This window comes from Ciceribacter azotifigens, assembly GCF_048159625.1.
GTDB lineage: Bacteria > Pseudomonadota > Alphaproteobacteria > Rhizobiales > Rhizobiaceae > Allorhizobium > Allorhizobium azotifigens.
In genome coordinates, this window is sequence record NZ_JBLQTA010000008.1 from 123,305 (window position 1) to 137,765 (window position 14,461).

Sequence of the window (14,461 nt, forward strand, 5' to 3'; positions counted from 1 at the left end):
CATCGGAAATAACGATATGTTGCTGGCATTTCGCGTCGCACAATTTGCCCTTTGGCTAGCTTGGCATTAACGTCGGGATCATATAGCTAACTCGGGACGCTCAACCTGCGACGCCTTCTTGAAGGCGCCGGACCGCCAATTTCGGAGGATTAGCATGACGGAAAAAAGCGCAGCACTGGCACTTGGCGACAAGAAGGTCGACCTTCCGGTGAAGGAAGGAACCATCGGGCCAAATGTCATCGACATCGGGGCCCTCTACAAGCATACCGGCTCCTTCACCTACGATCCGGGCTTCACCTCGACTGCGTCCTGCGAATCCAAGATCACCTATATCGATGGCGACGAGGGCGTATTGCTGCACCGCGGCTATCCGATCGAGCAACTCGCCGAGAAGGGCGACTTCCTGGAAGTCTGCTACCTGCTTCTCTACGGCGACCTGCCGACCGCCGCACAGAAGAAAGACTTCGACTACCGCGTCACGCACCACACCATGGTGCATGAACAGATGAGCAAGTTCTTCTCCGGCTATCGCCGCGACGCCCACCCGATGGCCGTCATGGTCGGCACTGTCGGCGCGCTGTCGGCCTTCTACCACGACTCGACGGACATCACCGATCCGCACCAGCGCATGGTCGCTTCGCTGCGCATGATCGCCAAGATGCCGACGATCGCCGCCATGGCCTACAAATACCATGTCGGGCAGCCCTTCGTTTACCCGAAGAACAATCTCGACTACGCAGCGAACTTCCTGCACATGTGCTTTGCCGTTCCTTGCGACGAGTACAAGGTCGACCCGGTGCTTGCCCGCGCCATGGACCGCATCTTCATCCTGCATGCCGATCACGAGCAGAACGCCTCGACGTCGACCGTTCGCCTCGCCGGCTCGTCGGGCGCCAACCCGTTCGCCTGCATCGCAGCCGGCATCGCCTGCCTCTGGGGTCCGGCCCACGGCGGCGCCAACGAAGCGGCGCTCAACATGCTGCAGGAAATCGGCTCTGTTGACCGCATTCCGGAATTCATCGCCCGCGCCAAGGACAAGAACGATCCGTTCCGTCTGATGGGCTTCGGTCATCGCGTCTACAAGAACTACGACCCGCGCGCGAAGATCATGCAGAAGACCATGTACGAGGTCCTCGAAGCGACCGGTCATGCCGACGATCCGCTGATGAAGGTGGCGCTCGAACTCGAGAAGATCGCCCTCAACGATCCCTACTTCATCGAGAAGAAGCTCTATCCGAACGTGGACTTCTACTCCGGCATCACGCTGCGTGCGCTCGGCTTCCCCACCACGATGTTCACCGTTCTCTTCGCGCTCGCCCGCACCGTCGGCTGGATCGCCCAGTGGAACGAGATGATCGAGGATCCGCAGCAGCGCATCGGCCGTCCGCGCCAGCTCTACACCGGCGCGCCGAAGCGCGACTACGTGCCCGTATCGCAACGCTGACAGCGCTCGCGCGGCAGAAAATCAGGGCTCGGCAGATGATGATCTGCCGGGCCTTTTCTCGTCACGTCGTCCGGCCGTCGTCGATACGGGTCCTCGCCTCCCGGCGGCGCAACAGCCATTTGTCGATTTCGCTGACCACGAGAACCGATGCGGCGGCGAGCAGCAGCAACAGCCACTGCTCCAGCGAAATCGGCGCGATTTGCAGGAGATCGTTCACCCCCGGCAGGTACATCGCGCCGATGTGCAGGGCCTGGGAGCCCAGGACTCCGAGCAGCAGGAACGGGTTCGAGACGTGCGACTGCTGGAAGACCGAGCGGCGCTCCGAGCGGCTGTTGATGCACTGGAAGTTTTCGAAGAGCACGAAAAGCAGCAGCAGCAGGTTGCTGGCGGCGAATTGCGACAGACCGGATGTCGTCGCCCAATAGAAGAAGGCAAAGCCGCCTCCGCCCATGGCCAGGGTGGCGAGGGCAATGCGCCGTAGCATCAGCCGGTCGAAGATCGGCTCCCCGGGACGGCGCACCGGCGAGCGCAATTCGTCGCCTTCCGCAGGTTCGGTCACGAGCGCCACGTCCTGCACGCCGTTGGTGACGAGATTGAGCCAGAGCAGTTGCACGGCCGTCATCGGCATCGGTGCGCCGAGCACCATCGCAAGCAGGAAGAGCAGGACCTCGGCGGCACCCGTCGAGATCTGCATGAAGATCACCTTGCGGATGTTGTTGTAGGCGACACGTCCCTCCCGTATCCCGGCGACGATCGAGGCAAAATTGTCGTCGGTCAGGATGATGTCGGCGCTCTCCTTCGCGACCTCGGTTCCGCCGTGACCCATTGCCACTCCTACGTGAGCGTGCCTGAGCGCCGGCGCATCGTTGACGCCATCGCCGGTCACGGCGACATAGTGGCCGTTGCGGGCGAGCGACCGGATGATCGCGAGCTTCTGGTCCGGCTTCACGCGCGCGAAGACGCGTCCGTGCCGAGTGATTTCGTCGAGCGCGTCCCCGCCGGCGGCGACGGCATCGGCGATCTGGTCGCCAGTCACCACGTCCGCCTCGTCAAACCGCATTCCTGCCTTGCGGGCGATCACGCTCGCCGTGGTCGGATCGTCGCCGGTCACGACGGCAACCCCGATGCCGGCCTGCCGGCAGGCGTCGAGCGCGGCCGGCACTTCCGGGCGGATCGGATCCTGCATCCCGACGAGGCCGAGAAAATTGAGATCGATCAGCAGATGTCCGCCGTAGTCGCCGTCTTCGGAACCGCCGATCTCGCCAGAGGCGAAGGCAAGTACCCTCAGGCCTTCACGCGCCATCTCCTCGATCTGGCCGCGCACGTGGGCGCGATCGATCGGAACGGCCCCCTCGGCCGTCTCCATCGTCTTGCACATCGAGAGCAACAGTTCCGGCGCGCCTTTGACGAAGGCGTGCATGCGGTCCTCGACCTGGTGGAAGGAGGCGGCGTATTTCTGCTCAGGCTCGTAAGGAATGCGCCGTTCGAGCGGAAATCTCTCGAGAAGGCTCGAACGGCTGATACCGGCCTTATGGGCTGCCGCCAGCAATGCCACGTCCACCGTATCGCCGACGGGGCGCCAGCTCTCGGCATCATCGACACTGATCTCTCCCTCGTTCGGCAAGCTCCCGACGCCGAGGAGCCGCCGCACCGCGGCACTCGGCCCATCCTTGCGGCCGTCATGGCTCTTGATGCCTCCCGACAGTGGATGCGGTCCGGCCTCCAGCATCCAGTGGCTGTCATCAGGCAGTCGAATGTCCGTCACCGTCAGCTCATTCAGGGTGAGCGTGCCGGTCTTGTCGGTCGCGATCATCGTGCACGAGCCGAGCGACTCCACCGCCGGAAGATTTCGGACGATGACATTGACACGAGCCATACGCCGCATGCCGATCGCGAGCGCGACCGATATGGCGATCGGCAGGGCCTCGGGGATGGCACTGACGGCGAGGCCGATCGACATGGTGAAGAGATCGCCGACCCGCATGGCGCGCCACCAGCCGACCGCGAAAAGGAAGAGGATTGCGACGCCGACGGCGACGGCAATACGGCGCGTAAATTCCTCCATGCGGATCATCAGTGGCGGCTTGGCCGTCGCGCGCTCGTGGATAGCGTCCGCGATCCTGCCGAGTTCGGTCCTGTTGCCCGTCGCCGTGGCCACGCCTTCGCCCCGACCGCGGGTGACGATCGTGCCGGCGAAGACGTGGTCACCCGCGGACTTGTAGATGGGACGCGATTCTCCGGTGTGGGTGGCCTCGTCGCATTGCAGATGCTCGGATGCGTCGAGCAGGATGTCGGCGGGAACACGCTGCCCGGATTCGAGCAATACGCGATCACCCGGCACCAGTCCGGTCGCGTCGATCACTTGGCGTGTACCGTCGCGGACGACCGTCGCTTGCGGCTCCTCCAGCGCACGCAGCGCGTTCGCCGATTGTCCGGCCGAGTACTCCTGCACTGCCCCGATGATGCCATTGATCACCAGCACGGCCGCGATGAACAGCGCGTCGGTGATCTCGCTGACGAAGGCGGAAACCACCGCGGCCGCCATCAGGATGTAAATCAACGGACTGAGGAACTGCATGAGCAGCACCTTGACGAAGGACGGCGGCTTGCCGATCGGCAGGACATTGGCGCCATGGACCTCAAGCGCTGCCGCAACTTCCTGGGAGGTCAGTCCTTCTCGACGGACGTTCGTCGGTATCTCTGCCTGGGCTGTCACTTAGAGCTTCCTCGTTCGACCGATCCGCGTCTGCACACCACTATAGGGAGAGCGGCGAGCGGCGAACATTGATATTTGTCATACGCAAATATCCGCGCGCAGCGATGTCGCGCGAAGACCCGCGACATAGCCCCCGCGCCGCGCGCCTCAGATTCGCGAGATCACGCCTTCATTTCCTTGCGGGTTTGATTTATGGAACGTCATCTGCTTCGCCGACTGGCGAGCAACAGAAATGAGGTTTGCGTCCCGATGCTCGTCGTCATGCGAAAGGCCGCCCACACTTGGGTGGCAAAATTCCTTCTTCTCATTCTTGCCGTCTCCTTCGGCATCTGGGGCGCGTCACGATCCTTGACGAGCGGTGTTTCCGAAACGGTCGTGGCCGTCGGCGACCAGAGCGTTTCGGTCAATGAATTCCGCCTTGCCTACCAGCGACAGCTCGCCGATCTCGGCCGCCGCTTCGGCACGCAGATTACCTCCGAACAGGCACGTGCGCTCGGCATCGAGAACCAGGTCTTCGCCCAGCTCGCCGCCGGCGCCGCACTCGACCAGCTTTCGGAGGAGATGAATCTCGGGCTCTCCGAAGACCGTCTCGCCAAACTGATCGCCGACGACCCGGCCTTCCATACCCCGTCGGGCCAGTTCGACCGTCAGCTCTTCACGTCGCGGCTACGCAATGCCGGCCTGCGCGAGGACGACTACATCAGCGAACGTTCGAAGGTCGCCGTCCGCAGTCAGATCGTCGAGGCGACGGCCGACGGATTCGAGCCGCCGAAGGTGCTCGTCGACGCGCTGAAGAGCTATCGTGACGAGAACCGCTCGTTCGACTATCTTCTGCTCACCAAGGCCAATATCGACCCGATCGCAGCACCGGACGACAAGACGCTCGGCGCCTGGTTCGAAACGGTCAAGAGCCGCTACCGCGCGCCCGAATACCGGAGCTTCTCCTACGTGAAGCTCGAGCCCTCCGACATAGCCGATCTGGCCTCCATCTCGGACGAGGCGATCAAGCAGGACTACGAGGCCCACAAGAAGAACTACGAAGTCCCCGGAACACGCACAGTCGAACAGCTGACCTTCGAGACTCGCGAGATGGCCGACGCGGCCCAGGCCGAACTCGTCTCCGGAACGCCGTTCGACCAGCTCGTCACCGACCAGGGCAAGACTGCGAGCGACGTCCTGCTCGGCGACTTCACGCGCGAGCAGATGCCCGACCAGACCCTTGCCGAAGCAGCCTTCGCCGTCACAAAGGAAGGCGGAACGACGCCCGTCGTCGAGGGAACCTTCGGACCCGTCATCCTGCGCGTCACCAACATCAAGGAAGGCCGCACGCGCACCCTGGACGAGGTGAAGGACGAAATCCGCAAGGCGCTTGCAGAGGCCGCCGCCCAGGAAGACATCATGACGATCCACGACCAGTTCGAGGATCTGCGCGCCTCCGGCTCGACGCTCGCCGAGGCCGCGACCCAGCTGAAGCTGAAACCGGTCAGCGTGAAGCCCGTGGACCGTCGCAGCCGCGACATGGCCGAAGGCGAAGTCACGCTTCCGTCGCGCGACGAACTGCTGGCCGAGGTCTTCAAGACCGACGTCGGTACGGAGGCCCTGCCGCTCAACATCGGCACTGACGGCTATCTCTGGTTCGAGGTGACCGAAGTCGTGCCCGAACGCGATCGCACGCTCGACGAGGTCCGCGAAAAAGCCGTCACCGACTGGACCGTCGAACAACAGAAGATCGCCCTCGGCGCCAAGGCGGAGAGCCTCAAGGGCCGCCTCGCAAAGGGCGAGACCCTTGCAACGCTCGGCAAGGAACTCGGCCTCGCCGTCGAATCCAAGACCGGCATTCGTCGCGCGACCGACGACCCGATCCTCGGCCGCGCGGCCGTTGCCGCCGCCTTCTCCGGTCCGAACGGCACAGTCGCGGCAGCACCCGGCGCCGACCCGGAAACACAGATCCTGCTCAAGGTTACGGCCGTCAGCGAACAGCCGACGACCAACATTCTCGGTGACGACGACGCCCAGGTTCTTGCGCTTGCCAAGGCCGCCGGCGACGATATCCTCGACCAGATGGTCAACCGGCTGCAGACCGAATACGGCGTGACCATCAATCGCACGCTCGCCGAGCAGGCGATGGTTCGCTAGGCCTTGGGGGAAAACGACAGCATGTCAGGACTGAAACCATTTATCGCCAAGGTCGCGACGCGCCAGGTGCTGAGCCGCGTCGAGGCGAGCGACGCCTTCGAAGTCATGATGTCCGGCGAGGCCAGCATGGCCCAGATCGGCGGCTTCCTGATGGCGCTGCGCGTGCGCGGCGAAACGGTTGACGAGATCGCCGGCGCCGTTTCGATCATGCGATCCAAGATGGTTCCGGTCGAGGCACCAGAGGACGCCATCGACATCGTCGGAACGGGCGGCGACGGCACCAATACCTATAACATTTCGACCCTCGCCTCTCTGATCGTCGCCGGCGCCGGTGTTCCGGTCGCCAAGCACGGCAACAGGGCGCTGAGCTCGAAATCGGGAACTGCCGACGCGCTCTCGCAGCTCGGCGTCAAACTCGACATCGATCCGGAAACCATCTCGCGCTGCATTCGCGAGGCGGGCATCGGCTTCATGTTCGCCCAGCTCCATCATCCCGCCATGCGCCATGTCGGCCCGGCGCGCGTCGAACTCGGCACCCGCACGATCTTCAACATCGTCGGCCCGCTTTCGAGCCCCGCCAGTGTCAAGCGGCAACTCTTCGGCGTCTATTCTCCTGAATGGCTCCTGCCCGGTGCCGAGGCACTCCGTGATCTCGGCCTGACGAGCGCCTGGGTCGTGCATGGAAGCGGCCTCGACGAGGTTACGACCACCGGCCCCACCATGGTCGCCGCACTGAAGGACGGCGAGATCACGACCTTCGAGCTGACGCCGGAGGATTTCGGCGTTCCGGTCGTTCCGCTGGAAGCGATCCGCGGCGGTGACGGCGTCGTCAACGCGGCCGCGCTGCGCGAGGTGCTTGCCGGCGCCAGGACCGCCTATCGGGACGTTGCGCTCTGCAACGCAGCCGCCTCGCTCGTCGTCGCCGGCAAGGCACAGAACGTCCGCGAGGGCATGGCGCTCGCCAGCCGGTCGCTGGACACGGGCGCAGCGGCCGCGGCGCTCGACAAATTGATCGAGGTTTCCAATTCCGTCGCACAGGGCTAAACTCGCGCCATGACCGATATCCTGAAGCGCATCGAGGTCTACAAGCGTGAGGAGATTGCCGCGGCGAAGGCTGCGGTTCCGCTCGCCGAGATCAAGGCGATCGCCGCCGACCGCGAGCCGCCGCGCGGCTTCTTTCGCGCACTCGCTGAAAAGCGGGCGTCCGGCCTCTTCGGGCTGATCGCCGAGATCAAGAAGGCAAGCCCCTCCAAGGGCCTGATTCGTGCCGATTTCGATCCTCCGGCACTCGCGTCCGCATACGAGGCCGGCGGAGCCGCCTGTCTCTCGGTGCTCACCGATACGCCGAGCTTCCAGGGCAGGCTCGAATTCCTCCAGGCTGCCCGTGACGCCTGCGCGCTGCCGGCGCTGCGCAAGGACTTCATGTTCGATGCCTATCAGGTGCACGAGGCCCGAGCCTGGGGCGCGGACTGCATTCTCCTCATCATGGCATCGCTCTCCGACGCCGATGCGGCCATGCTCGAGGCCGAGGCGATGGCGCTCGGCATGGACGTGCTCATCGAGGTCCATGACGAGGCGGAGCTCGAGCGAGCATTGGAGCTCACCTCGCCGATGATCGGCATCAACAATCGCAATCTGAGAACCTTCGAGGTCGACCTCGCCGTCAGCGAGCGCCTGGCGTCGATGGTGCCGGACGAGCGGCTGCTGGTCGGAGAGAGCGGCATCTTCACCCACGCGGACTGCCTGCGGCTGAAGAAGAGCGGCATCACCACCTTCCTGGTCGGAGAGAGCCTGATGCGCAAGGACGACGTCACCGCTGCGACGAAGGCGCTTCTCACCGGTGACGCCGGCGTCATGGCGGCGGAATGAGCGGCGGCCTCACCCACATCGCAGCCTCGGGCGAAGCCCACATGGTCGATGTGGGCGAGAAGGCCGAGACCGTCCGGATCGCCGTCGCCGAGGGCCGGATCCGGATGAAGCCGGAAACGCTCGCGCTGATTCGCGAAGGCAATGCCAAGAAGGGTGACGTGATCGGCGCCGCGCGCATTGCCGGCATCATGGCGGCGAAGCGGACATCCGATCTGATCCCGCTCTGTCATCCGCTGATGCTGTCCAAGGTCACCGTCGATATCGACGAGGAACCGGAACTGCCGGGCCTCAGGGTCACGGCGACCGTCAAGCTCACCGGGCAGACAGGTGTCGAGATGGAAGCGCTGACGGCAGTGTCGGTCACATGCCTCACGATCTACGACATGGCGAAGGCCGCCGACAAGGGCATGGAGATCGGCGGCATCCGGCTGATGGAAAAGACCGGCGGGAAATCCGGTCACTATCGCAATCCCGAGGCCCTGTAGATGGCCCTCCTTTCGGTCAGCGAAGCGCGTTCCAGGCTGCTCGATCCGGCGGTCCCTATCAGCCGGACCGAGGTTCTCGACCTCCATCACGCCGCCGGTCGCGTGCTCGCCGAAGACCTTGTCGCGAGACTGACGCAGCCTCCGTTCGATGCATCCGCCATGGACGGCTATGCGCTGCGGAGTCGAGACGCAGCGGCACCCGGCGCCATCCTTCGCGTGATCGGCACGGCCTCCGCCGGACATGGTTTCTACGGGACGATCGGCGAAGGAGAAGCCGTGCGGATCTTCACCGGTGCGCCCGTCCCGGCAGGGGCCGATGCCGTCCTGATCCAGGAAGACACCGAGAAGCTTGAAGACGGCCGGGTTCGCACGACCTTTGCCGTCACTGCCGGACGGCACGTTCGCCCCCGGGGACAGGACTTCGCCGAAGGCGAGACGGTCCTGACGGCCGGGCAGTCTCTGGACTTCCCACGCCTCACCCTTGCCGCAGCTCTCAACCATCGCGAGGTCGTCGTCTATCGCAAGCCGCTCGTCGCCATCCTGGCGACGGGTGATGAGCTCGTGCGGCCCGGAGAAAATCCCGGCCCGGACCAGATCGTCGGCTCCAACAGTTTCGGCGTCGCCGCGCTCGCGCGTGAGAACGGCGCGGACGTTCTCGATCTCGGCATCGTGCCCGACGACACGGCACAGATCACCGCAGCCGTCGGCAAGGCGCAGGAGGCGGGAGCCGATGTGCTCGTGACGCTCGGCGGGGCATCGGTCGGCGACCACGATCTGGTTCAAAAGACGCTGGTCGACGCCGGGATGCAGCTCGACTTCTGGAAGATCGCGATGCGGCCGGGCAAGCCGCTGATGGTCGGCAGGCTCGGGCAAATGCACGTGCTAGGCCTTCCTGGAAATCCGGTTTCCAGCATGGTCTGCGGCCTGCTCTTTCTCGAGCCGCTGGTCTGCAAGCTTGCGCGTCGAGCGCCGCGCAACCGCGACGCGGTCGCGAAGACGGCGAACGCCCTGCGGGCCAACGACCGGCGGCAGGACCATCTGCGGGCACGGCTCACCCGGGACGACGAAGGTCGTCTCGTCGCGGAGCCCTACGAAAAGCAGGACTCTTCCATGATGAAGATCTTCGCGAACTCCGACTGCCTGATCATCCGGCCGCCGCACGCGCCGGAGCTGGCGCCTGGCTCCCCCTGCTCCGTTCTACTCCTGAGGCCCCTCGAAGAGTGACGAGCGAGCTCTCTCCTCGCAGCAGTATATCTTCAACGGATCGCTCGGCGAGACGCTGGAAGGCATCATCTATCTGCCGAACCGTGACGTCACCTGCAACGAGACCATGGGCATTGCAGCGATATGCATGACGACCTCCAATAATTGCGCGCAGAGCGGTGCAGGAGGCTTGCATGGACCTTGGCTCCGGCGAGCGAGCAACAGAAAACCCGGCTGTCGCAGCCGGGTTTTGTGACAATCTCAGCAATATGGCCGTTCGTCAGACCAGGCGGCTTTGTTCCACCGCCGCTTCGATGAAGCTCGCAAACAGCGGATGCGGATCGAGCGGACGGCTCTTTAGTTCCGGATGGTACTGGACTCCGATAAACCACGGATGATCCGCGTATTCGATCGTCTCCGGCAGCAGTCCGTCCGGCGACATGCCGGAGAAGACCAGGCCGCAGGCTTCGAGGCGGTCCTTGTAGTCGACATTCACCTCGTATCGGTGCCGGTGACGCTCGGAAATCTCGGTAGTGCCGTAGATTTCGGCAATCTTCGTGCCCTTTTTGAGGGACGCCTTGTAGGCGCCGAGGCGCATCGTGCCGCCGAGATCGCCGGAGGCTGCGCGCTTTTCCAGCTGGTTGCCCTTCATCCACTCGGTCATCAGGCCGACGACCGGTTCCGCCGTCGCACCGAACTCGGTCGAGGAGGCCTTCTCGATGCCGGCGAGATGTCGGGCCGCTTCGACGACGGCCATCTGCATGCCGAAGCAGATGCCGAAATACGGCACCTTATGCTCGCGGGCGAACTGGGCGGCGTGGATCTTGCCTTCCGAGCCGCGCTCGCCGAAGCCGCCCGGCACCAGGATGCCGTTGACCTTCTCGAGATAGGGCGCCGGGTCTTCCTTCTCGAAGACTTCCGACTCGATCCATTCGAGCTTCACCTTGACGCGGTTGGCGATGCCACCGTGATAGAGCGCCTCGATCAGCGACTTGTAGGCGTCCTTCAGGCCCGTGTACTTGCCGACGATCGCGATGGTCACCTCGCCTTCCGGCGTACGGATGCGGTTGCAGACCTCTTCCCAGGCCTCCAGGCGCGGTTTCGGCGCCGGCTCGATCCCGAAGGCGGCCAGCACCTCGTTGTCGAGGCCTTCCTTGTGATAGGCCATCGGCACATCGTAGATATTCGCGACGTCGAGGGCCTGGATGACGGCGGACGGACGGACGTTGCAGAACAGCGACAGCTTGCGGCGCTCGGCTTCCGGGATTTCGCGGTCGGCACGCACAAGCAGGATGTCGGGATGGATGCCGAGCGCCTGCAGCTCCTTGACCGAATGCTGGGTCGGCTTGGTCTTCAGCTCGCCGGCGGCCGGGATATAGGGCATCAGCGTCAGGTGGACATAGACGGCGGTGCCGCGCGGCAGTTCATTGCCGAGCTGGCGGATCGCCTCGATGAACGGCATCGCCTCGATGTCGCCGACAGTGCCGCCAATCTCGCAGATCACGAAATCGTAGTCCTCGTTGCCCTCGACGACGAAGTCCTTGATTTCGTTGGTGACGTGCGGAATGACCTGGACGGTCGCGCCGAGATAGTCGCCCCGACGTTCCTTGTCGATGATGTTCTTGTAGATCCGACCGGTGGTGATGTTGTCGGTCTTGGTGGCCGACCGCCCCGTGAAGCGTTCATAGTGGCCGAGGTCCAGGTCGGTTTCCGCCCCGTCGTCGGTGACGAACACCTCACCGTGCTGAGTCGGGCTCATCGTGCCCGGATCGACGTTGAGATAAGGGTCCAGTTTGCGCAGGCGCACGCGGTAGCCCCGCGCCTGCAACAATGCTCCGAGTGCCGCGGCTGCGATGCCCTTGCCAAGAGAGGAGACCACGCCGCCTGTGATGAATACATATCGCGCCATGGGAGTCACCGGATACCTTTTCGAGACTGATTCCGCCAGCCAAAAACGATCGTGTCCCGTCTTTTTTCTGAGGCGAGGCGGAATACTTGACAAAAGAAAACCGGCGGACCCGAGAGCCCGCCGGAGTGGAAATTGTGAACCCGATCAGTTGCCGGTCGGAACGGCGTTCGAATCGGCCGGCTTCTGGGCCGGGGCCGCACCCTGCGTGCCGGCGGCAGGTGCCGGGGTACCGGCAGCCGGAGCTTCCGCGGGAGCGGTTGCGCCCGAAGCGGGAACTTCGGCCGGGGCCGTCGTACCCGAAGCAGGAGCCTGCGCCGGCGCGCCGCCGAGCTGGTCGAGGACATTGGAACCGTTGGACGTGCCTGCCGGGATACGGTCAAGGATGTCGGTCGGACGCGCCTCGTAGCGGGCCAGGATGCCGAGGCCGAGCGAGGTGATGAAGAACAGCGTCGCCAGGATTGCCGTCGTGCGGGTCAGGGCGTTGGCCGTACCGCGCGCCGACATGAAGCCGGAGCCGCCGCCGATGCCGAGGCCGCCGCCTTCGGACCGCTGGATGAGCACGACGCCGACCAGCGCCAGCACGATCATGAGATGAATGACAATCAAAACGGTCTGCATGGATGTTCCATCCTGCCCATGGGCAAAATCTGAAAGGATTGGCGGCTCTTTACATGAGAGGTCGCATCAAAGAAAGCCCCTCGCCGCCAAATCAGGCGACGAGTTCGTCATAGGCCTCATATATGGCGAGGAAGTCGGCAGCCTTCAAGCTGGCGCCGCCGATCAGCGCACCGTCGACATTGGCGACCGCCATCAGCTCTCTGGCGTTCGAAGGCTTGACCGAGCCGCCGTAAAGGATGCGCATCTTCTCGCCCTCGCCGCCGAAGCGCTTCACGAGTTCGGAACGCATGAAAGCGTGGGCTTCCCGGACGTCCTCGACCGTCGGCGTGAGACCGGTGCCGATCGCCCAGACCGGCTCGTAGGCAATGACGGTGTTCGCCGCCGTCGCCGCATCCGGGAGCGATCCGGCGAGCTGGCCCTTCAGCACGTCGAGCGTGCGGCCGGCCTTGCGTTCCGCCTCGGTCTCGCCAATGCAGACGATCGCGACGAGTTCGGCAGCATGGGCGGCTTCCGCCTTCGCCCGGACGAGATCGTTGGTTTCGGCGTGGTCGGTGCGGCGCTCCGAGTGGCCGACGATGACGTAGGTCCCGAAACAATCCGCGATCATCTCAGCCGAGATGTCGCCGGTATGGGCGCCGGAGACGTTCTGGTGGCAATCCTGTGCGCCGATCGCAAGGGGGCTGTCATCGCAGAGCGCGGTCGCGACATAGAGCAGGGTCGCCGGCGGGCAGATCAGGCTTTCGACCTTTTCCGACAGGGGCGATTTCACGCCTTCCGCGATCGCCTTGATCTGGTCGAGCGAGGCACGCGTGCCGTTCATTTTCCAGTTTCCGGCGACAAGCGGACGAACATTCGGTGTCATGGCAAACTCCTACCCCTCTCTAACGTCCCTGCCCGACTAGCAAATGCCGCCGCGAAAGAAAAGCGGGAACGCCCGTTTTGCAGGGACAAAGCAGGCCGACCTTTCGACGCATGACCCACAGACGGCGGCGCGCGCCGGTGCTCTCAGTGCGCGAGAATCCAGTTGAGGATTTCCCGCCAGTCGCTCATCCGCACGGGGGTGCCGTGGGAGCCGGTCTGAAAGAGCGTGAAGCGGGTCGGATATTTCTCGCCGTGCAGGCGCCGGTAGAGCGCGAGCTGGTCGTCAGCCGCATAGACGCTGTCGCGACTGCCGTGGGTAAAGAACAACGGAAGCCTGTGCTTGTAGGCGGCACTACCGATAAAGGCCGGATCGGTCGCCCCGCCGAGGATCGCCACGCCTGCGAGCTTCTCGACGCTTGCCGCGTCGCGAGCGATACCCCAGCAGATGAAGCTGCCCATGGAGGCGCAGGCGAGAATGACCGGCTTCTCGGACGACTGCGCCGCACTGAAGCGGATGAGGTCAGCGATCGCCGCAACACCGTCGCTGTCGAAGGAAGGAACACTCGGTGCATAGTAGGTGCCGCCATTCTCGACGGCGAGGTTCTTCAGCCGGTTGAAGTTGCCGCCGAAGGTGAAGTCGTTCGCGCCGAGTCTGCGGTCACCGCCGCGTCCGTGGATGAAGATCACGGTGAACCGGCTCCCCTCGGCGGCACCGGTCCGCGTGACGGCAAGCTTCCGCGTGCCGAGATCGAGGGTCTCGTCGACCTGCTGGCGCCGCACCCCGAGCGACACATAGGCCGATTTCACCCGCCGTTCCGGGATCTGGTCACGACCGTTGATGTCACGCATCTCCTGATAGTCGACAACCTTGAAGTCGCCGCCGTCGCCGGTTTCAATCACGGTCTGGCTGGAAAAGAGTTCGTCCTTGAAGGGCTGGAGCGCTTCGGAACCGGCATTCGTCGCGCCCGCAAGGAACAGCAATGCGCCGAAAACGAGAGCAAGGCGGAAATGAACTGTGGACATCTCGACGACCGTCGCCTCCTTGCCGGAACGCGCCTTGCCATTGCCGGCCGGCGACCGCAAAGCTTGCCTGAACGAACGCGGCGCCGGTCCGACCACGTCGCGCCTGCGCCGCCTTTCTGGCACAATTCAGGTGATTCGCAAGGGCGATCAGGCGTGTACGCCACGCTGGCTCCGCCCGACGAAATAGATTATTGAAC

Annotated in this window: 11 protein-coding genes; 6 read left to right on the forward strand and 5 right to left on the reverse strand. The window is 64.2% G+C overall.

Going from position 1 to position 14,461, the window contains the following annotated elements; translation table 11 throughout:
• Window positions 1–154 precede the first annotated feature (154 nt).
• On the forward strand, window positions 155–1,444 hold the full coding sequence (gltA, locus tag ACM6UT_RS13455; protein WP_416797854.1) for a citrate synthase: 1,290 nt from the start codon (window positions 155–157) through the stop codon (window positions 1,442–1,444).
• 61 nt (window positions 1,445–1,505) lie between these two features.
• Here the strand turns inward: gltA and ACM6UT_RS13460 are convergent, their stop codons facing one another.
• The gene (locus ACM6UT_RS13460; RefSeq protein WP_416797855.1) at window positions 1,506–4,160 is read right to left on the reverse strand and encodes a cation-translocating P-type ATPase; all 2,655 of its coding nucleotides are present in this window, start codon (window positions 4,158–4,160) and stop codon (window positions 1,506–1,508) included.
• A gap of 249 nt (window positions 4,161–4,409) precedes the next feature.
• Here ACM6UT_RS13460 and ACM6UT_RS13465 point away from each other — a divergent pair, with 249 nt between their 5' ends.
• The 5 genes from ACM6UT_RS13465 to ACM6UT_RS13485 are packed head-to-tail and all read left to right on the forward strand — an operon-like array spanning window position 4,410 to window position 9,874.
• A complete protein-coding gene (locus tag ACM6UT_RS13465) occupies window positions 4,410–6,296 on the forward strand; it encodes a peptidylprolyl isomerase (protein ID WP_416797856.1) in 1,887 nt (628 codons plus the stop codon).
• A gap of 21 nt (window positions 6,297–6,317) precedes the next feature.
• Window positions 6,318–7,340: an anthranilate phosphoribosyltransferase gene (trpD, locus tag ACM6UT_RS13470; protein WP_416797857.1), complete on the forward strand. Its 1,023-nt coding sequence runs from the start codon at window positions 6,318–6,320 to the stop codon at window positions 7,338–7,340.
• A gap of 9 nt (window positions 7,341–7,349) precedes the next feature.
• Window positions 7,350–8,165 carry an indole-3-glycerol phosphate synthase TrpC gene (gene trpC / locus ACM6UT_RS13475; protein ID WP_416797858.1) on the forward strand — a complete coding sequence of 272 codons (816 nt, stop codon included), beginning with the start codon at window positions 7,350–7,352 and terminating at the stop codon, window positions 8,163–8,165.
• The gene (gene moaC, locus ACM6UT_RS13480) at window positions 8,162–8,650 is read left to right on the forward strand and encodes a cyclic pyranopterin monophosphate synthase MoaC (protein WP_416797859.1); all 489 of its coding nucleotides are present in this window, start codon (window positions 8,162–8,164) and stop codon (window positions 8,648–8,650) included. The genes trpC and moaC overlap by 4 nt, the downstream gene beginning before the upstream one ends.
• On the forward strand, window positions 8,651–9,874 hold the full coding sequence (locus ACM6UT_RS13485; RefSeq protein ID WP_416797860.1) for a molybdopterin molybdotransferase MoeA: 1,224 nt from the start codon (window positions 8,651–8,653) through the stop codon (window positions 9,872–9,874).
• Between the two features lie 259 nt (window positions 9,875–10,133).
• Here the strand turns inward: ACM6UT_RS13485 and ACM6UT_RS13490 are convergent, their stop codons facing one another.
• The 4 genes from ACM6UT_RS13490 to ACM6UT_RS13505 all read right to left on the reverse strand — a co-directional run bounded on the left by ACM6UT_RS13490 (window position 10,134) and on the right by ACM6UT_RS13505 (window position 14,264).
• A complete protein-coding gene (locus tag ACM6UT_RS13490; RefSeq protein WP_416797861.1) occupies window positions 10,134–11,771 on the reverse strand; it encodes a CTP synthase in 1,638 nt (545 codons plus the stop codon).
• A gap of 135 nt (window positions 11,772–11,906) precedes the next feature.
• On the reverse strand, window positions 11,907–12,380 hold the full coding sequence (gene secG, locus ACM6UT_RS13495; RefSeq protein ID WP_416797862.1) for a preprotein translocase subunit SecG: 474 nt from the start codon (window positions 12,378–12,380) through the stop codon (window positions 11,907–11,909).
• Between the two features lie 91 nt (window positions 12,381–12,471).
• Window positions 12,472–13,242 (reverse strand): triose-phosphate isomerase, encoded by a 771-nt coding sequence (tpiA, locus tag ACM6UT_RS13500; RefSeq protein ID WP_416797863.1) that lies wholly within the window; start codon window positions 13,240–13,242, stop codon window positions 12,472–12,474.
• A 143-nt stretch (window positions 13,243–13,385) separates the two neighbouring features.
• On the reverse strand, window positions 13,386–14,264 hold the full coding sequence (locus ACM6UT_RS13505) for an alpha/beta fold hydrolase (RefSeq protein ID WP_416797864.1): 879 nt from the start codon (window positions 14,262–14,264) through the stop codon (window positions 13,386–13,388).
• Window positions 14,265–14,461 lie beyond the last annotated feature (197 nt).